General features: G+C 64.8%; 16 protein-coding genes. 11 read left to right on the forward strand and 5 right to left on the reverse strand.

The window, feature by feature from the left end; genetic code table 11:
* The first annotated feature begins 7 nt into the window (after positions 1-7).
* The 10 genes from tagH to QZ471_RS15560 are packed head-to-tail and all read left to right on the forward strand — an operon-like array spanning position 8 to position 14,070.
* On the forward strand, positions 8-1,195 hold the full coding sequence (tagH, locus tag QZ471_RS15515; protein ID WP_295465320.1) for a type VI secretion system-associated FHA domain protein TagH: 1,188 nt from the start codon (positions 8-10) through the stop codon (positions 1,193-1,195).
* Between the two features lies 1 nt (position 1,196).
* Positions 1,197-1,667 carry a type VI secretion system lipoprotein TssJ gene (tssJ, locus tag QZ471_RS15520; RefSeq protein WP_295465322.1) on the forward strand — a complete coding sequence of 157 codons (471 nt, stop codon included), beginning with the start codon at positions 1,197-1,199 and terminating at the stop codon, positions 1,665-1,667.
* Between the two features lie 3 nt (positions 1,668-1,670).
* Positions 1,671-3,002 (forward strand): type VI secretion system baseplate subunit TssK, encoded by a 1,332-nt coding sequence (gene tssK, locus QZ471_RS15525; RefSeq protein ID WP_295465324.1) that lies wholly within the window; start codon positions 1,671-1,673, stop codon positions 3,000-3,002.
* Between the two features lie 2 nt (positions 3,003-3,004).
* A complete protein-coding gene (gene icmH, locus QZ471_RS15530) occupies positions 3,005-3,892 on the forward strand; it encodes a type IVB secretion system protein IcmH/DotU (protein WP_295465326.1) in 888 nt (295 codons plus the stop codon).
* 14 nt (positions 3,893-3,906) lie between these two features.
* Complete coding sequence (gene tssM / locus QZ471_RS15535) at positions 3,907-7,335, forward strand: type VI secretion system membrane subunit TssM (RefSeq protein ID WP_295465328.1); 3,429 nt, start codon at positions 3,907-3,909, stop codon at positions 7,333-7,335.
* Positions 7,335-8,066 (forward strand): PP2C family serine/threonine-protein phosphatase, encoded by a 732-nt coding sequence (locus tag QZ471_RS15540; protein ID WP_295465330.1) that lies wholly within the window; start codon positions 7,335-7,337, stop codon positions 8,064-8,066. The genes tssM and QZ471_RS15540 overlap by 1 nt, the downstream gene beginning before the upstream one ends.
* The gene (locus QZ471_RS15545; RefSeq protein ID WP_295465332.1) at positions 8,063-9,031 is read left to right on the forward strand and encodes a serine/threonine-protein kinase; all 969 of its coding nucleotides are present in this window, start codon (positions 8,063-8,065) and stop codon (positions 9,029-9,031) included. The genes QZ471_RS15540 and QZ471_RS15545 overlap by 4 nt, the downstream gene beginning before the upstream one ends.
* Before the next feature lie 28 nt (positions 9,032-9,059).
* The gene (gene tssI / locus QZ471_RS15550; protein WP_295465334.1) at positions 9,060-11,099 is read left to right on the forward strand and encodes a type VI secretion system tip protein TssI/VgrG; all 2,040 of its coding nucleotides are present in this window, start codon (positions 9,060-9,062) and stop codon (positions 11,097-11,099) included.
* A 57-nt stretch (positions 11,100-11,156) separates the two neighbouring features.
* A complete protein-coding gene (locus QZ471_RS15555) occupies positions 11,157-13,568 on the forward strand; it encodes an N-acetylmuramidase domain-containing protein (protein WP_295465336.1) in 2,412 nt (803 codons plus the stop codon).
* Entirely contained in the window at positions 13,549-14,070 is a 522-nt protein-coding gene (locus tag QZ471_RS15560; RefSeq protein ID WP_295465338.1) for a hypothetical protein, read from the forward strand. The genes QZ471_RS15555 and QZ471_RS15560 overlap by 20 nt, the downstream gene beginning before the upstream one ends.
* A 121-nt stretch (positions 14,071-14,191) precedes the next feature.
* Here QZ471_RS15560 and QZ471_RS15565 read toward each other — a convergent pair whose 3' ends face one another.
* Positions 14,192-14,869, reverse strand: coding sequence for a uracil-DNA glycosylase family protein (locus QZ471_RS15565; RefSeq protein WP_295465340.1), 678 nt, complete (start codon positions 14,867-14,869; stop codon positions 14,192-14,194).
* A 140-nt stretch (positions 14,870-15,009) separates the two neighbouring features.
* On the opposite strand from QZ471_RS15565, the gene QZ471_RS15570 reads away from it, so the two are divergent.
* Positions 15,010-15,387 (forward strand): glutathione S-transferase N-terminal domain-containing protein, encoded by a 378-nt coding sequence (locus QZ471_RS15570; RefSeq protein WP_295465342.1) that lies wholly within the window; start codon positions 15,010-15,012, stop codon positions 15,385-15,387.
* A gap of 61 nt (positions 15,388-15,448) precedes the next feature.
* Here QZ471_RS15570 and QZ471_RS15575 read toward each other — a convergent pair whose 3' ends face one another.
* The 4 genes from QZ471_RS15575 to purE all read right to left on the reverse strand — a co-directional run bounded on the left by QZ471_RS15575 (position 15,449) and on the right by purE (position 18,115).
* Positions 15,449-15,997, reverse strand: a complete 549-nt coding sequence (locus tag QZ471_RS15575; RefSeq protein ID WP_295465344.1) for a DUF3299 domain-containing protein — start codon at positions 15,995-15,997, stop codon at positions 15,449-15,451.
* Between the two features lie 167 nt (positions 15,998-16,164).
* Positions 16,165-16,413 carry a GlsB/YeaQ/YmgE family stress response membrane protein gene (locus QZ471_RS15580; RefSeq protein ID WP_295465346.1) on the reverse strand — a complete coding sequence of 83 codons (249 nt, stop codon included), beginning with the start codon at positions 16,411-16,413 and terminating at the stop codon, positions 16,165-16,167.
* 128 nt (positions 16,414-16,541) lie between these two features.
* The gene (locus QZ471_RS15585) at positions 16,542-17,624 is read right to left on the reverse strand and encodes a 5-(carboxyamino)imidazole ribonucleotide synthase (RefSeq protein ID WP_295465348.1); all 1,083 of its coding nucleotides are present in this window, start codon (positions 17,622-17,624) and stop codon (positions 16,542-16,544) included.
* Positions 17,621-18,115 (reverse strand): 5-(carboxyamino)imidazole ribonucleotide mutase, encoded by a 495-nt coding sequence (gene purE, locus QZ471_RS15590; RefSeq protein ID WP_027598658.1) that lies wholly within the window; start codon positions 18,113-18,115, stop codon positions 17,621-17,623. Before purE ends, QZ471_RS15585 begins: the two co-directional genes overlap by 4 nt.
* Between the last annotated feature and the right edge of the window lie 425 nt (positions 18,116-18,540).

Genomic DNA, 18,540 nt, shown 5'->3' on the forward strand with positions numbered 1-18,540 from the left:
AGTCACCATGGAACTGGTATTCGACCTGGTCGGCAGCCGTCAGCACCCGCCCGGACTGCTCACCCAAAAGACCTTCCGCCACGTCGGCGGACTCATCGGCCGCAGCGAGGACTGCGACTGGTACCTGCCCGATCCGCAGCGGGTACTCTCCGGCCAGCACGCCCGCATCAGCTACAGCGAGGGGGACTACTTCCTCACCGACCTGAGCAGCAACGGTGTCCAGCTCGCCGACGGCCAGCGGCTGAACAAGGGCGAGCCCTGGCGCATCCAGCATGGCCAGGCCTTCATCCTTGGCAGCTTCACCCTCGCCGCCCGGCTGATCCGCGATCCCGCCCGCTTTGCCGACGACTTCAGCGTCCCCGGCGGTCACCAGGGCCTGATCCCGGATGACGCCTTCCTCGAACTGGACCCGCTGCAGGCCCTGGAGCGCCGCGATCCCCACGGTCTCGACGAACTGGATGGCCAGGATCCCTTCGCCAGCGACGCCACCCGCAGTGACTACGCCCGGGTGGATCTGGACAGCCTGGGCATTCCCGCCCTGGTGCCGGAAACGGCCGCCCCGGCGATGGAGCGTCCGGCGGCGCCCCAACGCCAGGCGCCGGCCTTCTGGCAGCGCTTCGGCGACGTCCTCGGACTGGACCTCGCCACCCTCGACGACCAGGCTCGCGAAGCCCTGGCTCTGGAAGTCGCCCGCCTGCTGCGCCTGGCCACCCAGGGCCTGCACGGCTGCCTGCGCACCCGCAACGAAACGCGCAACGAACTGCGCCTGCCGCTCACCACGGTGCAGAGCAGCGGCAACAACCCGCTCACCTTCGCCGCCGATGGCGATGCGGCCCTGGCGCAGCTGTTGCGGCCGACCGCGGCCGGCCAGCTGCCGGCGGACCTGGCCGTGGCGCGTGCCTGTCGCGAACTCCAGGCCCATCAGGTCGGCCTGGTCGCCGCCAGTCGCCAGGCGGTCCTGGCCACCCTCGAACAGCTGGCGCCGGCCCAGTGCGAGGCCCGTCTCGAACGCGAGGATCGCCTGCCGCGCTGGGGCCGCGACGCCACCCTCTGGCGCGCCTGGCAACGCCAGTACCGCGACCTGCGCCAGGACGAAGACTGGCGCGAACGGCTGTTCGCCAAGGACTTCGCCCAGGCCTACACCGATCAGGTGCGCCTGATCGCCACCCTCGACCCCACCTCACAAGGACGCTGACATGCCCCGCCTCCAGCACCTCTGCGCCTTCGGCCTGGCCCTGCTGCTGGGCGCCTGCGCCAGCCAGAAAACCCCGGACCCGACCCTGCTCGACCTCACCCTGAAGGGCGGCGAAGACCTCAACCCCGACCTCAACGGGCGGCCCTCGCCGCTGGTGGTGCGGCTGGTCGAGCTGAAGAATCCGGTGGGCTTCGAGAACGCCGACTTCTTCCCGCTCTACGACAATGCCAAGCAGGTCCTGGCGCCGGACTGGGTGGCCGAGGAAGAGATCGAACTGCGTCCGGGCGAATCCCGCGAACTCAAGCTCAAGGTGCAAGACGACAGCCGCTACGTCGGCATCTACGGCGCCTACCGCAACCTCGCTGGCAGCCAATGGCGCCAGGTCATCCAGCTCAAGCCCAGCGCCCTGGCCCAGGTACGGCTGACGCTCGGGGCCGATGGCATCCAGCCCGCGCCGAAGGCCAAGGAGTAGGCCATGCAGCAGCTCAAGGTGATCTGGCAGGAAGGCATGCTGCTGCGCCCGCAGCACTTCCAGCAGAACGACCGCTACCACGCCCAGCAATTGCAGACCCGCACCCGGCGCCTGGGCGAGCCGGCCTGGGGCTTCTTCGAGCTGACCCTCGACCGGCAATTCCTCGCCATGGGCAAGCTGGTGGTGAGCCAGGCCAGCGGCATCCTGCCCGACGGCACCCTGTTCGAACTGGACGCCGACAGCTCACCCCTGGCCCTCGACGTCCCGGCCAACACCCGCGACAGCGCGGTCTGGCTGGCGCTGCCGCTCACCAGCGGCCAGCGCGTGGAAAGCCGCCCGGCCGACCAGGACGAGATCATCGCCCGCTACCTCATCGTCGACAGCGAGATCCCCGATTCCCACGCCGGCTTCGGCGAGCCCGGCACGGTCACCTGTGGCCGGCCCGACTTCCGCCTGCTGCTGGACGATCATCCGCGGCTGGACGCCTATGTCCGCCTGCAGGCCTGCCAGATCCTGGAGACCGCCCCGGACGGCAGCCTGGAACTGGATGAGCGCTTCACCCCCAGCGTCATCCAGGTGCGCGCCGCCGAACCCCTGCTGGCGGGACTCAAGGAAGTCGTCACCCTGCTCGCCCACCGCGGCGAGGTGCTGGCCCAGCGACTGCGCCAGGCTGGCAGCCTGGGCACCGCGGAAATCGGCGACTTCCTGCTGCTGCAACTGGTCAATCGCCACGAGGCAGTACTGCGCCATTGCCTGGACTACGAACAGCTGCATCCGCGCAGCCTGTTCCGCGAACTGCTCGCCCTGCACGGCGAGCTGGCTACCTTCGCCGCCGCGGAGAAGCGCCCCACCCAGGAACTGCACTATCGCCACGCCGACCAGGGCGGCAGCTTCGCGCCGCTGTTCCAGGCCCTGCGCCAGGCGCTGTCGATGGTTCTCGAACAGCACGCCCTGCCCTTGTCGCTGCAACAACGCCAGTACGGCATCCAGGTCGCGCCGCTGCAGGATCACGGTCTGCTGGCCACCGCCAGCTTCGTGCTCATCGCCGGGGCCGACTGCAGCACCGAGGACCTGCGCCAGCGCCTGCCGGCGCACCTCAAGGTAGGGCCGGTGGAGCGCATTCGCCAACTGGTCAACCTGCATCTGCCGGGCCTGGCGCTCAAGCCGCTGCCGGTGGCGCCACGCCAGTTGCCGTTCCACACCGACAAGGCCTACTTCGCCCTCGAACTCACCCCCGCCGACATCGCCCTGCTCGAGCAGTCCGGCGGCTTCGCCTTCCATGTCTCCGGCACCTTTCCGGGGCTCGACCTCGCCTTCTGGGCGATCAGGAGCTAAGCATGCACACCGCAACCGACTACGGCCGGGACGACAAGACCGTGGTGCTCAGCCGCCACGGCCAGGGCCCGGACGCCCCGCGCAGTCCGCTCACCGACTTCAGCGAGCCGCCACGCTATGCGCAACTGGAAGAGCGCATGGTGCAGGCCGCCCGCCTGCGTCCGGGCGAGGCCCTGAACCTGAGTATCAATCCGCTGGTGGGCGCCGCCGCACCCTTGCTGTCCGAGGTGGTCCGCCTGCGCCAGAGCTACGCCGCCGAAGACCTGCACGTGCTCAAGGAGCGCCTGGCCGCTACCCTGCGGTTGTTCGAACAGCGCGCCCTGGCCGATGGCCTGGACAGCGGCGAAGTCATGGCGGCGCGCTACGCCCTCTGCACCACGGTCGACGAAGCCGTGGTCACCACCCCCTGGGGCACTGCCGGCGATTGGTCGCAATTCAGTCTGCTGAGCAGCTTCCACAACGAGACCTTCGGCGGCGAGAAGTTTTTCCTGCTGCTGGAACGTCTCAGCCGCAATCCGGCCAAGCACCTGGCCCTGCTGGAACTGCTCTACCTCTGCCTGGCGCTGGGTTTCGAGGGCAAGTACCGCGTGCTGCCGCGCGGCATGCTCGAACTGGAAGCCATCCGCGACAGCCTCTACCGGCAGATCCGCCAGCTGCGCGGCGACGTGCCCCGCGAGTTGTCACCGCACTGGCAGGGCCTGGATGCCAAGCCGCGACGACTGGTGCGCCTGGTGCCCTGGTGGCTGGTCGGCCTGTTCACCCTGATCTGCCTGGGCAGCCTCTACGGCGGTTTCCGCCTGGTGCTGGACCAGCAGCGCGACAGCCTGCTGGAACACTATCCGGGGCGTCCCGCCGCCACCGCGACCACAACCACCGCTCATCCCGCCTGACACGGATCGCCGTCATGAAAGGACTCATCATCGCACTCGGGCGCAGCCTGCGCCGTCCCTGGACCTGGACCCTGCTGCTGACCCTCGGCCTGGGCAGCCTGGTCTGGACACTCGGCCCGTTGCTGGCCTTCGCCGGTCACAGTCCCTGGGCCTCGGTCAGCCACCGCCTGGCCACCCTCTGCGGCCTGTTCCTGGCCTGGGGCCTGCTGCAGGGCTGGCAGCAGCGCAAACAGCGGCAGCGCCTCGCCACCGTGGAGGGCCAGGACGACCAGCTGCGCGCCGAGCGCATCGACGACGAGGCCCACGAGCTGCAGACCCGCGCTCGCGATGCCCACCGCACCCTGCACGGCGCCGGTCTCTATCACGGCCGCAGCCAACGCTGGCGCCGCGAATTGCCGCACTACCTGCTGCTGGGCCCGGAAGGCGCCGGCAAGACCTCCTTGCTGGATTTCTCCGGCCTGGACTTCCCGCTCAACCTCGAGAAGTCCAGGCTGACCCGGGATGTCAGCGGCACCCGCCACTGCGACTGGTACTTCGCCGAACAGGGCGTGCTGCTGGATACCGCCGGTCGCTACCTGACCCAGGGCGATGCCCCGGTGGACGGCAGCGCCTGGCTGACCCTGCTGCAGCTGCTGCGCCGCCAGCGCCGCACCCGCCCGCTCAACGGCATCCTCGTCGCCCTGCCGGTGGAGCGCCTGGCCAGCGGTAACGAGGTTGAGCTGGAAACCCTGGCGCGCCAGGTCCGCGCCCGGCTGCAGGAGGTCTCCCGCGAACTCCGGGTGCAGGTCCCCGTCTACCTGGTGCTGACCCAGGCCGACCGGCTTCCCGGCTTCGGCGCCTTCTTCGACGGACTCTCCCGCGAGGACAGCGAACAGGTCCTCGGCACCACCTTCCGCGAAGCCCAGAACGGCACCGATACCGCTACCCTGCGCCAGGAATTCGAGGAACTGCTGCGCCGCCTCAACAGCCAGGTCATCCCGCGCATCCACCAGGAACGCGACGGCCAGCGCCGCGGCCAGATCCTCGACTTTCCGCACCAGTTGGGTCGCCTGGGCGACGGTCTCATCCTCTTCGTCGAACTGGCCTTCTCCGGCAATCGCTACCAGCGTGCGGCCCAGCTGCGCGGCTTCTATCTCACCAGCACCCCGGCGCTGACCCAGACGCTCGACGCCCAGACCCAGGGCATCGGCGACCAGCTCGGCCTGCCCAGCACCCTGTTGCCCCAGTACCGCAACGGCCAGCCGCGTTTCATCCGCCAGCTGTTCAGCCGGGTGATCTTCCCCGAAGCCAGCCTGGCCGGGCTCGACCAGCGCGAAGTGCGGCGGCTGAGCTGGGGGCAGCGCAGCCTCTATGCCGCCGCCCTCGCCGGCTTGGCCGTGGGCGCGGCGCTCTGGACCTCCAGCTTCGGCAACAACCACGAACGCCTGGAACGCCTGCGCGACCTGGCACAGCACGGCCTGCAGGCACGCAGCCAGCTCAAGCCCGGCGCCGATGCCCGCGCCCTGCTGCCGGTGCTGGACAATGCCTACGCCGGCACCCAGGTGTTCCCCGCGGCCGGCGCCACACCCCTGCGCGAGCGCACCGGGCTCTATCAGGGCGACGTGGTGCGGCCCACCACCGAAGCCGCCTATCGCCAGGCGTTGCAGAGCGACCTGCTGCCCCGCCTCAAGAGCCAGCTGGAAGAACGCATCCGCGGTAGCCTCGGCGATCGCGAGCGGCTGCTCGGCCATCTGCGCGCCTACCTGATGCTGCAACTGCCCGAGCGCCGCGACAACCGTGCCCTGCGCGACTGGGCCGCAGCGGACTGGTCGCAACGCTATCCCGGCGATGCCCTGACCCAGAACAGCCTCGATAGCCATCTGGCCCGCCTGCTCGAACAGGGCTTCGGCGCCTACCCGGTGGACGCTCAGTTGGTCAGCCAGGCGCGCCAGGTGCTGCGCAGCGAATCCCTCGCCGCGGTGGTGTATCGCATCCTGCGCGACCAGGCCAGCGGCCTGCCGGTCTATCGCCTGAGCCAGCACCTGGGCCCCCAGGCACTGGCCTTCGAAGGCGCCGACTATCCCATCCCCGGCTTCTATACCCGCCAGGGCTACGAGCAGACCTTCTCCACCCAGGGCCTCACGGTGATCCGCGAGCTGGCCGCCGACAACTGGGTGCTGGGCGATGGTGACGGCATCACCGGCATGGACCTGCGCCATCTGCAGGTGGAACTGGAGCAACTCTACTTCCGCGACTACGCCAATCTCTGGAGCGAAGCACTCGCCCGCGTGACCCTGCAGCCCGTGGGTGATGCCAACCAGGGCGCGCTACTGCTGGCCGGCCTGACCTCGGCCAACTCGCCGCTGCTGCAGCTGCTGCGGGAAGTGCGCGACAACACTCGCCTCGCCGCCGTCGCCAGCGATGGGGCGGGCTCGGGCGAGCCCCTGCCAGACAGCGCCCGGCGCAGCCTGCAGACCCGCTTCGAGAATCTGCACCAGCTAATCGACGACCAGGGCACGGCCGTGGCCGACCTCGCGCCGGCCATGGCCGCGCTCAACGATCTCCAGCAGCAACTGGCGGGCCTGGTCCACGCCAGTGCCCCGGAGCAGGCCGCCTTCGACCTGGCCAAGGCGCGCATGGCCGGCAACCGCGATGCGCTGAACGGCCTGCGCACCACTGCCAGTCGCCTGCCGGTCCCGGTCAACGGCTGGCTCGGCCTGCTGGCGGACGACAGCTGGAACCTGATCCTGGCCGGCGCCTACGACTACCTCAACGACCGCTACCAGAGCGAATTGCTGGCGAGCTATCGCAACGGTCTCGACAAGCGTTATCCGTTCAAGGCCGACAGCGAGAGCGACGTCGCCCTGGCCGATTTCCGCGAGTTCTTCAAGGCCCAGGGCATCGCCGACACCTTCTTCGACACCTACCTCAAGCCCTTCGTGATTCGCAGCGACACTGCCTATCGCCTCCGTGCCATCGACGGCCACAGCCTGCCGCTGTCCCGCGAATTCCTCGCCCAGATGGGGCGCACCCAGCAGATCCGCCGCGGCTTCTTCGCCGAGAATCCGGCCGAGCCGGGCATCGTCTTCAAGCTCGAACCCTACTCCCTGGACCCGAGCCTGACCCGCGCCGACCTCAGCATCGGCAAGGAGCGCCTGGAGTACCGCCACGGCCCCATCGTCGCCGCCACCTTCCGCTGGCCGCAGAACGACGCCCTGAGAACCACCCTGGTATTGGAAGAACTCGGCGGCCGTCGCGTCGGCCTGGAGCAGGACGGCAGTGCCTGGTCGCTGTTCCGCCTGCTGGATCGCCTGAAGCTGCAGCAGCACAGCGCTCGCGACGTCATGCTGGTCCAAGCCGATCTCGACGGGCGCCATGCCGGCTACCTGCTGTCCAGCCAGCGTTCGCCCAACCCCTTCGACCTGGCCACCCTGCGCGGCTTCAAGCTACCGGAGCGGCTGTGATGAGCCTGGCCCTGAGCAGCGCCCGCAGCCATCCCGGCAAGGTCCGGGCGCAGAACGAGGATGCCCTGCTGGAGCGCACCGACGACGGTCTCTGGGCCGTCGCCGACGGCATGGGCGGCCATCAGGAAGGTGCCCGCGCCAGCCGCCTGGTGGTGGAACGCCTCGCCGAACTGTCGCTGGGCGACAGCCTGGACGAGCGCCTGGAGCAGGTCCGCCAGGTGCTGCACGGCGTGAATCGGCGCCTCACCCAGGACCTCACGGTGCTCGCCGACAGTGCCGAGCGCCTGGTCGGCACCACGGTGGTAGCGCTGCTGCTCGCTGATGGCGAAGCCGCCTGCGTCTGGGCCGGCGACAGCCGCGCCTATCTATGGCGCGGCAACCAGCTCTACCAGCTGACCCGCGATCACAGCCTGCTGGAGCGACTCGTCGAAAGCGAAGGCCTCACGCCGCGACAGGCGACCCGCCATCCCAGCGCTCGCGCCCTGACCCGTGCCTTGGGCGCCCAAGACGAACTGGCGCTGGACATCGTCCGTTTCGAACTGCTGCCCGGCGATCGCCTGCTGCTCAGCAGCGACGGCCTGCACGGCGCCCTGGAAGAACGCGCCCTGGGCGCTGCCCTCTCTTTGCCCTCGCCAGCCGTGGCGCTGGAGCGTCTGCTCGATGGCGTCCTCCAGGGCCCGGCGCGGGACAACCTCACCGCCATCGTCATCCACCCGCAGGAGGCGGCATGAACGACCAAGAGCTTGCCCTGGACGAAGGCCTCACCCACTTCGCCTTCGCCCAACCCACCGCGGTGCCCGTCACCCGTCAGCTGGCGCCCCTGCCGGAACTGCTCGGTGGTCGCTATCACCTGGAAACCCTGCTGGGCGTCGGCGGCATGGGCGCCGTCTACCGCGCCCGCGATCTGCTCCGTGAGCAGTACGGCGATCCGGCGCCCCAGGTGGCGGTCAAGGTGCTCAACGACGACTTCGCCGAATACAGCGATGCCAATGCCCTGCTCTACGGTGAGTTCGCCCTCACCGTACGGCTACGCCATCCCCACATCATCCGGCTGCATGGCTTCGAGGTGGATCGCGCCAGCGAACGCGCCTTCATCACCCTCGAACTCCTGCGCGGCCCGACCCTCGACGATCTGCTGTGCGACCGGCCTGAAGGCCTGCGCTGGGCGGAACTGCAGGAAATCGCCCTGCCGCTGCTGGACGCCCTGCACTTCGCCCACGTCAACGGCGTACTGCACGGCGACATCAAGCCCAGCAACGTGATCCTCACCGACAACGGCCTGCGTCTGTTCGACTTCGGTCTCGGTCAGCCCTGTGAAGACCTGCTACCTGGTCTGCCGCGGCTGAGTCGCAATCGCTTCAATGCCTGGACGGTGCGCTATGCCTCCCTCGAATTGCTCGAAGAGGGCCTGCTGACACCGGCCGGCGACCTCTACGCCTGCGCCTGCGTGCTCTACGAACTGGCCACCGGCAAGCACCCCTATCGCCGCCTCAGCGCCAAGCAGGCGCGCAGTCTGCAGATCGAGCCCGAACGGCCGCCGGACATGCCCGTCGCTGCCTGGCGGGTCCTGCGGCGGGCACTGGAGATCGATCCTGCCCAGCGCCAGCAGGACCTCGGCGAATGGCACGCACTCTGGCAGACAGCCGCTCAACCGGTACGGCGCTGGTGGCAGCGGCTGAGCCCACGTTCCACGTGAAACCCTTACCACGTCAGGAAGACTCGTTATGTTCAACCCGGCCAATACCCCCGGCTTCACCTTCACCCTGCCGGGCCTCGCCCATGATTTCCAGGTGCTGGCCTTCCAGGGACAGGAAGCCCTCAACCAGCCTTACAGCTTCGAACTGGAACTGGTCAGCGAAAAGGCCGACTGGTCCTTGGAGCAGTTGCTGCATCGTCCGGCCTGGCTGAGCCTGGCACCCGGCGGTCCGGGTATCCATGGCCTACTCGGCGCCATTGCCCAGGGCGATTCGGGCAAGCGCCTGACCCGCTATCGCGTCGAGCTGGTCCCGCGCCTGGCCTACCTGGCCCAGCGCACCAATTCGCGCATCTTCCAGCATCTCAGCGTGCCGCAGATCCTCGTTCGCCTCCTCGAAGAGCACGGCATCCTCGAGGGCGCCTACCGGCTGGCGCTGGGCCCAACGCCCTATCCCGCCCGCGACTACTGCGTGCAATACGGCGAAAGCGACCTGCACTTTCTCGATCGCCTCTGCGAGGAAGAAGGCATCCACTACCACTTCGAACACCAGCCCGAGGGCGCCGTGCTGGTCTTCGGCGATGACGCCACCAGCTTTCCGCGCCTCGCCGCCACCGCCTATCACCCCGGCAGCGGCCAGGTCGCCGAGCGTCCGGTCATTCGCCGTCTGCAGGTGGGCCTGCAGACCCGCAGCAGCCAACTGACCCTGCGCGACCAGGACCCGCTGCAACCCCGGCTGCGCCTGGAAAGCCGTAGCGACGCCGAGCAGCGGCCGACGCTCGAACACTACGCCTTCCCCGCCGGCTTCCGCGACCGCACCCGCGGCAAGCAACTCAGCGCCCGGGGGCTGGAAGCCCTGCGCGCCGACAGCCAGGCAGCCGAGGGTCAGAGCGACCAGCCAACCCTTTCCACCGGTCACTTCCTGCCCCTGACCGAGCATCCCCGCGCGGACTGGAACCAGCTCTGGCTGCTCACCCGCATCGACCACCAGGGCCTTCAGCCCCAGGTGCTGGAAGAAGGCCTGGGCACGCCCAGGTTGCTGCCCGCGCCTGGCGACGACGGCTGGACCCAGGGCTATCGCAACAGCTTCCAGGCCATCCCCTGGCAACTGCCCTTCCGCCCGGCACGGCGCCATCCCAAGCCGTGCCTGCTCGGCCAGCAGAGCGCCGTGGTCACCGGGCCGGCCGGCGAAGAAATCCATTGCGACGCCCTGGGCAGGGTCAAGGTGCAATTCCACTGGGATCGCGAGAGCCAGGCCGACGAGCGCACCAGTTGCTGGCTGCGGGTCGCCAGCGGCTGGGCAGGCAACGGCCACGGCGCCCTGAGCGTGCCACGCATCGGCATGGAGGTGCTGGTCGGCTTTCTCGAAGGCGATCCCGACCAGCCGCTGATCCTCGGCTGCCTGTACCACGCCGAGCATCGGCCGCCGCTGGAGCTGCCCAGGGACAAGACCCGCAGCTCCTTCAAGAGCCTGAGCAGCCCCGGCGGCGGTGGCTACAACGAACTGCGCGTAGAGGATCGCCAGGGTCAGGAAGAGATCCACGTCCACGCCCAGCGCGACTGGGACGAACACATCCGCCACGACCACCGCAGCGAGATCGGCAATGAAAGGCACCAGCGCATTCGCGGTAACAGCCACAGCGAACTGCACGCCGAAGAGCACCGCCTCGTCCACGGCGCACGCAAGGCCGAGGTCAAGGCCAGCGACCACCTGCTGATCGGTGGCAGCCAGCACCTCAAGCTGGGCACGAGCCAATTCGTCGAAGCCGGCCAGGAGATCCATATCAAGGCCGGCGACAAGGTCGTCATCGAAGCCGGCACCGAACTGACCCTGAGCGCCGGCGGCAGCTTCATCAAACTCGATCCCAGCGGCATCACCCTGGTCGGCCCCCTCGCCCGCCTCAACGCTGGCGGATCGCCTACCAAGGGTTCAGGCATCGCCCTGCAACTGCCGCGGCCGCCGGGCGTTACCGAGCAGGGAGCTGCTGGCGAGCCGAACCAGTTGGCGCTGGCCAATGAGCTTGAACGCCAGGATGTGAAGCCGCAGCGAATGCTCAAATTTTCCGTTTGATCCCGCACCACTGAAAGGACCGACCGCGGCGACGCGGTCCCTGCCAAGGACAGCAAAATGACTACCACTCCCACCACAGCAACCCCCAAGGTGGAAAACTGGGCCTATCCCTTCAAGGCGAAGGGCGGCCAGGACGTCACCGATCCCCGGCTCTACCAGCAAGCCCTGGCGCATGCCCGCGGCGGCACCTACCTGCTGGGCAGCAACGGCCTCTGGCACGGCGGCGTGCACTTCGACGAAGGCACCGCCGCCTACCTGGACCAGTCCCGCATCCACTGCATCGCCGACGGCGAGGTGGTGGCCTATCGTATCGACGACAAGGTCCACCGCTTAGCGTCCGAGGAGGGCCTGGCGCCGGAGGACAAGACCTACTCCACCAGCTTCGTCCTGGTCCGCCACCGCCTGGAAGCGCCGCGACTGCCCGACAACCCCGAAGCCCCGCCTTCGCTGGTGTTCTTCAGTCTTTACATGCACCTGCTCGACTGGGCCGGCTACGAGGCCAACCCCGCCTTGCCGCGCCCGTCTTTCTGGGGTAGCGACCGCTTCCGTGTGCATACCCAGGGCGGCAAGCTCAACGTCAGGCAGAAGCCCAGCAGCCAGGCTCTCGTCCAGGCCGAGCTGAACAACGGCAGCCAGGTCCGCATCTTGGGTACGGGCGACTGGTGTCAGCTGATCGAGATACTGGACAACGGCTTGAGGCCCCTACCGGGACGGGCACAGGTCGACCTGGGCTACGTCGCCCGCCGCTATCTCAAACCGGAGGCTGCACCCAAGGCCCAGAACAGCGTGGTGGTCCTGGACCATCCCTTTCCCATCAAGGCTGGCGAGCTACTTGGCCATCCGGGGCTTTACGAAGGCCAGCAGCAGATCCACCTGGAAACCTTCAGCTGCGACGACCTCCCCGCCTTCATCGAACGCAGCCGCGCCTGGGCCGCTCGTTTGCCGGACAGCGAAAGAACCCTGCTGAAAATCCACGCCGGCGCCAGCAAGCTGATTACCCACAGGCCCAATATCGACGCCAGCCATCCTCCGAAGATCAGCGATCCAGGCGTTCAGGTGGGCGTGGACCTCATCCTCAGCCTGGCTCAAATGGATGCCCTGCCCGCTGCCGACAAGATCGTCGTAGCCGCGCGAAACGAAGGGGGTGTTCGCACAGAGGAACAGCGCTGGTGGCATCTGAAAGGCCTGCTGGCGGATGCTGAAGGAAAGCCAATAGAAGGGTGGCTTTGTGAGCAGGAGTTTATTACTAGCCGGCATAGTCCGTGGGAGTGGGTTGATCATGAGTTAATTTACGACTCAACTCCTCCTAAAGCACGCCTTGCTTATCATCTACAAGCTTTACACCTTCTAACCCAAGATGAAAGTATCGTCTACAAATCCGAGATTACTGAATGCAGCCAAAGCCCTGTAATCTCTAGATTCTACAGCGTAATTGACGAGAACAAAGATAAATCATTAAGCAGCCATGAATTGCAAAAATTCCTTTCGAAACCCTGGCTAGCTCAGAAACTAGAGAAAACCTCAGTATTATCTAAAAGCGAGTGGGCGTGGGACGCTAACACCTGGAACTCTTTAGATAGACTTTTGACTCCTGAATTGGGAAAAGAAAACGAAAAGTGGGAAGATGAAAAGAGAAAAATAGAAATTTTATCTTGGTGGAAACAAACGCACTCAATAGAGTGCCTTTCTACGTCCTCAATATTTTGGCATATCCATACTCTAGATTTAGAAAATATCTTTTCGAGACAGAGCATTCATCCCATTGTAAATCTCTTTGGAGAGAGAATAGAGTTCAAATTTCTACTAAAACATCAAGAAAAAAAGTTAGAAGACACAGACATCAGAGAAGCTGCTGCTGAATTAGAGTGTGAACCTGGATTAGTGTATGCGATTGCAAAACAGGAATCTTCTCACTCTTCCTTCATTGAAATAGACGGAGAAAAAATCCCTTCAATTCTGTACGAGCGTCATCATTTTAGAAAGCTGGTTCGCAATGAGACTCTTGAACACACCCATAGTGACATATACGGTAGCCCCTATAGAAGAGCTAAAAAACTAAAAGATGGGTCTTATATAGACATCAAGACACAAGAAAAGATACAGTTGGTGGATACCTATGGGCCTTCAGGACGTTTTCAATACGAACGTCTTATCCGCGCATACTTTCTAAACGAAGACGCCGCACTTAAGGCTGCGTCCTGGGGTAAATTCCAGATAATGGGATTTAACTATAATGTAGCGGGCTACAATACAGTTAAAGAGTTCACGCAAGCTATGTCTAAGGGCGACAGCGAACACATCAAAGCCTTTTTAAAATTTGCAAAAAGTAATCGTACCCTTATAAAAGGACTCAGGACAAGAGATTTTGAAATGATTGCGCAAGGGCACAATGGAGAAAATTGGAAAGATATAAATCCGGATTACGCAAAAAATATAGAGGCTTTCTACAATGACTATAAAAACAACTGAGAAATCGGTAGCTGCTTTACTTTTTTTTGTATGCAGCTGCTCATTTGCAGCAGAACAACCTAATTATATTGAAACCAGCCTTTGCCTACCAAAAGAAAATATTGTCTTTTCGTTCAAAACAAACCCAAAGGAAAAAATCGCATCTATTTGTATGGGTCCTCAAAGAAGCTACCTTGTATACAGATACGGAACCCAAAACCGTATAGAACTAAACTATCCTACCAACCCTAATTTCAGCTCATGGAAAAGCTTTTGTTTCAATAGTTATGTGAGAGCAGGAGGAGAGCTAAATGACCCTAAGGGGGAGCGCGAAATCTCATTCAGCAATAGCGGAACTGATTACTCAGTCTATCAAAACTGGGGATCAGAAAATAACTATGAGATTGGCATCCTAATCATAAGCAAAGGTAAGAGCTATAGAATATCTGGAATTCCCAAAAGCCAAATAGGATCGCTTTCTCGCTTAGAAAACTCCAAAGACCTGCTGAGCATAAGAGAATAGATAACGTTCAAATCAGTTAAGGTGAGATACCCGAAACAGATAGTGCTGGATAGACAGTGACCTCTTTTATCCATCAAATAACAAATAGTCCCCGCCGCATAGAAATACTACTGTCGGACCGTTATTCTCGCTTGAGCAGCACCTTTACCCTACTCTCCAACAACCCCGGAAACCTCCCATACCACGTCTGATTCAACGGCGACGGATGCGGCAGCGGATAGAGAGTCAGCGTCTTGCGGGTGCCCTCCTCCGTTTCCAGGGTGACCTCGATGCTGCTTTCGAAGCGGTCTTCGCTTTTCCAGAAGGCTTCCAGGCGGGCGCGTTCGGTCTTGGGTTGGTCGATGCCGAACCAGAGGAAGGCTTCGCGGCCGAGGGTGATGAGCTGGGTGCCGTGCCAGTGGTCGACCAGCAGGCGGCGCATCAGGGGGTGGAAGGTTTTCTTCACTCGCTCCGACCAGGCTTTGTTGCCGAGCGGCTTGTAGGGCACGGTGTTGGCCCAGAAGAATTGCTGGCTGAGGCTGCGGGTGGCTTCGAAATCGGCCGGGGGTTGGCCGTGCAGGTGCTGGTAGAGCACCTTGCGGGCGATCTGGCCGCCGCTACCGATGAAGGGCTCGCCGTACTTGACCTCATCCCGCCCCGGATCGCGACCGAAGAAGCCCAGGGGCGCATCCGGGTCGCCCAGGCCGATGATGGGGTCCAACGGGTCCTTGGCGAATTGTTCGTAGACCGGAAGATCGACGCCCGGAAGATCGGCGGCGAGCTGGCGAAAGGCCTCGCGCTCTGTGGAAGACAGCGGCATGCAATGGCTCTCCATCGAGGAATTAATCCCTCTTGTAGAGCCCTGCCCTGCGGGTGACGTTCCGTTACGACTGGCGGAAGGGCGGCCCTGGAGCGATAGGGTAAACTGCCCGGCTCGAACGACCTTCAAGGTGAATCCCGTTGATCAATCTGCTACGCAACGGCCTCGGCCAGGTGATCGTCGGCCTGGATCTGGTGACCCGGCCGCGCAAGCTCAAGCGCACTGAGCAGGCCCAGGCCGCCATCGAGGCGGAGCTGGCGCAGCTGTCGCTCTATCAATTCCAGGCCTGCCCCTTCTGCGTGAAGACGCGTCGGGCGCTGCATCGGTTGAACCTGCCGATCCGACTCAAGGACATCAAGAAGGACCCGCAGCTGCGCGCCGAGCTGGAACAGGGCGGCGGTCGGGTGAAGGTGCCCTGCCTGCGCATCGACGAAGGCACCCAGAGCGTGTGGATGTACGAGTCGGACGACATCATCGCCTATCTGGAGCAGCGCTACGGCGAACGGCCGGCGGCCTAACTTCCTGGTTGAAGCGACTGGCGGACAAGCTTGTCCGCCCTACCGACCGTCTCAGTCCAATCTAGAGATCGCTTTCCTCGACCTTGCGCACCTTGCTGGCATCCAGAGTGTAGGAGGCTTCGGCCAGGTCGTTGTCGACCGCCTCGGTGTGCAGGGTGCCGATGACCCAGTAGGGCTCGTAGATGTCGGGTAGCGGCACGCCCTTGGGATAGCGCACCAGCACGATCTGGTTCGGTGGGGGCGGCGGGACGTGGATGCAGGCGCCCGGATAGGGCACCAGGAAGAATTCGCGGAAATTACCCTTGGCATCGGTCTCCAGGGGCACCGGGAAACCACCCAGGCGGATGGTCTTGCCATTCAAGGCCGCTACGGTGCGGGTGGAGTGCATCACCTCAGGTAACCTGCTGTCCTTTTGCTTGAGTCCGCCCGGCGAGCCGAAGCCGCCCGGTGCCTCGGGGCTGTCGTGGCTGATCTCGGGCATGGTTTCCAAGGCATGGCGATCCTCTGCGGTGAGGAGGTCGAGCCAGTTGGTTTCCGGGGGTTCGCCCTTGGCGGCGTGGGCCAGCAGCGGCAGGCTAGCGAGCAACAGGGCGATGAGCAGTCTGGGCATGGTCGGCAGGTCGGACGTAAAAGTTCGAGTGTGAGACGCGCCAGGCTTGGGGTCCAGTCTCAAGGCTGCAAAGCAGGGCCTCTCCCATGAAAAAGCCCCTGGGTCGACGGGCGACACCAGGGGCGGAAACGCTGTGCTACTGGGCTTCGCTGAGGCGAAGCGGCGTCTTAGCGACGCTTGGTGACCATGCCGTAGATGAACAGCACGATGATGGCACCGATCACGGCACCGATGAAGCCTGCGCCTTGACCGGCCTGGTAGATACCCAAGGCCTGGCCCAGGTAGGTGGCGACCACGGAGCCGACGATGCCCAGGATGATGGTCATGATCCAGCCCATGCTGTCGTCGCCCGGCTTGAGGAAGCGGGCAACCAGGCCGACGATGAGACCGATGATGATGGTTGCGATGATGCCCATGTGAAGAATCCCCTGTTTGAGTGCTGGTAGGACGACGCGCGTCAGCAGGCGTCGTTGTACTCTCCGACCATCGGTGATCCGCCGAGGTTCAGGGGAAAACGGCTTCCGTGCGCGGAAGCCGTCTGGCATCAGTCCTGGATCAGGGCTTCCAGGGCGGCGATGCGGGTCTGCAGGGTCGCGGCATCGGTGCAGCGCAAGGTAGCGTGACCGACCTTGCGCCCGGCCTTGAAGGCCTTGCCGTAGTGGTGCAGGTGGCAGTCTTCCAGGGCGGTGACGGCGGCCACCGGCGGTACCGAGCCGATGAAGTTGACCATGGCGCTCTCGCCCACCTTGGCGGTGGAACCCAGCGGCAGGCCGGCCACGGCGCGCAGGTGATTCTCGAACTGGCTGCACTCGGCGCCTTCGATGGTCCAGTGCCCGGAGTTGTGCACCCGCGGGGCGATCTCGTTGGCTTTCAGGCCATCCTCGACCTCGAAGAACTCGAAGGCCAGCACACCGACGTAGTCGAGCTGTTCCAGCACGCGACGGGCATAGTCTTCGGCCAGGGCCTGCAGCGGATGGTCGGAGCTGGCTACCGACAGCCGCAGGATGCCGCTCTCGTGGGTGTTGTGCACCAGGGGATAGCAGGCCACCTCGCCATCGCGACCACGCACGGTCACCAGGGAGACCTCGCCGGTGAAGGGCACGAAGCCTTCCAGCAGCAGGGGCACGCTGCCCAGCTCGGCGAAGGCGTCGGTGACGTCTTCCGGCTGACGCAGGACCTTCTGGCCCTTGCCGTCGTAGCCCAGGGTACGGGTCTTGAGCACGGCCGGCAGACCGATGCGCGCCACGGCGGCATCCAGATCGGCCTGGGAGAGGACGTCGGCGAAGGCCGGGGTGGGGATGCCCAGGTCGCGGAACATGGACTTCTCGAACAGCCGGTCGCGGGCGATGCGCAGGGCTTCGGCGGACGGATAGACCGGCACGAATTGCGCGAGAAAGGCTACGGTCTCGGCCGGGACGCTCTCGAATTCGAAGGTGACCAGGTCGACTTCATCGGCCAGTTGACGCAGGTGATCCTGGTCGCCGTAGTCGGCGCGCAGGTGCTCGCCCAGGGCGGCGGCGCAGGCGTCCGGCGCCGGATCGAGGAAGGCGAAGTTCATGCCCAGCGGCGTGCCGGCCAGGGCGAGCATGCGGCCCAGCTGGCCGCCACCGATGACGCCGATCTTCATGCCTGCTCCCTCGGATCGGGATTGTCCAGCACGGTGCGGGTCTGCTCTTCGCGGAAGGCGTTGAGCCGCTCGTGGTACTCGGGGTACTTGCCGCCGAGGATGCTGGCGGACAGCAGCGCCGCGTTGATGGCACCGGCCTTGCCGATGGCTAGGGTGGCGACCGGTACGCCCGCGGGCATCTGCACGATGGACAGCAGGGAGTCGACGCCCGAGAGCATGGAGGACTGCACCGGCACGCCCAGCACCGGCAGGTGGGTCTTGGCGGCGCACATGCCCGGCAGGTGGGCGGCGCCACCGGCACCGGCAATGATCACCTCGATACCGCGACCGGCAGCCTCTTCGGCGTACTGGAACAGCAGGTCGGGGGTGCGGTGGGCGGAGACCACCTTCACTTCGTGGGGAATGCCCAGCTTGTCCAGCATATCGGCGGTGTGGCTCAGGGTGGACCAGTCGGACTTGGAGCCCATGATCACGCCTACGAGTGCGCTCATCGTCGTGCCTCTGAAATGAAGAAGCCACGCGGTGGACGTGGCTTGGGAAATGAGCGGCCTAGTATAGACGAAAGCGGGGCGCAGCGTGCTCCTGCGCCGGGTATCGCCTGTCGGTTGGAGGACAGGATGTGGCGCCCGGGAGATGGGTGGTGGTTTGGGGCGAGAGATGCGGGCTAGATGCTTGGCTGATTCGGGCTGGATCGTGCGAAGAGCGCCCTCACCCCAGCCCTCTCCCGCAGGCGGGAGAGGGAGTGGATTGGCATAGCTTGAGAGCGCGGGTGTCTATTGACGTCTGCCGATCTGACCTCGCCTGCAGAACTGTTTTATCGCGGCCATGGGCCGCTCCTACGGGGACATCGAAGCCTGTAGGAGCGGCCGCGTCGGCGGACCGCCATGGCCGCGATTAATGCAGAGCGGCCGCGTCG

The organism is uncultured Pseudomonas sp. (assembly GCF_913774235.1).
GTDB lineage: Bacteria > Pseudomonadota > Gammaproteobacteria > Pseudomonadales > Pseudomonadaceae > Chryseomonas.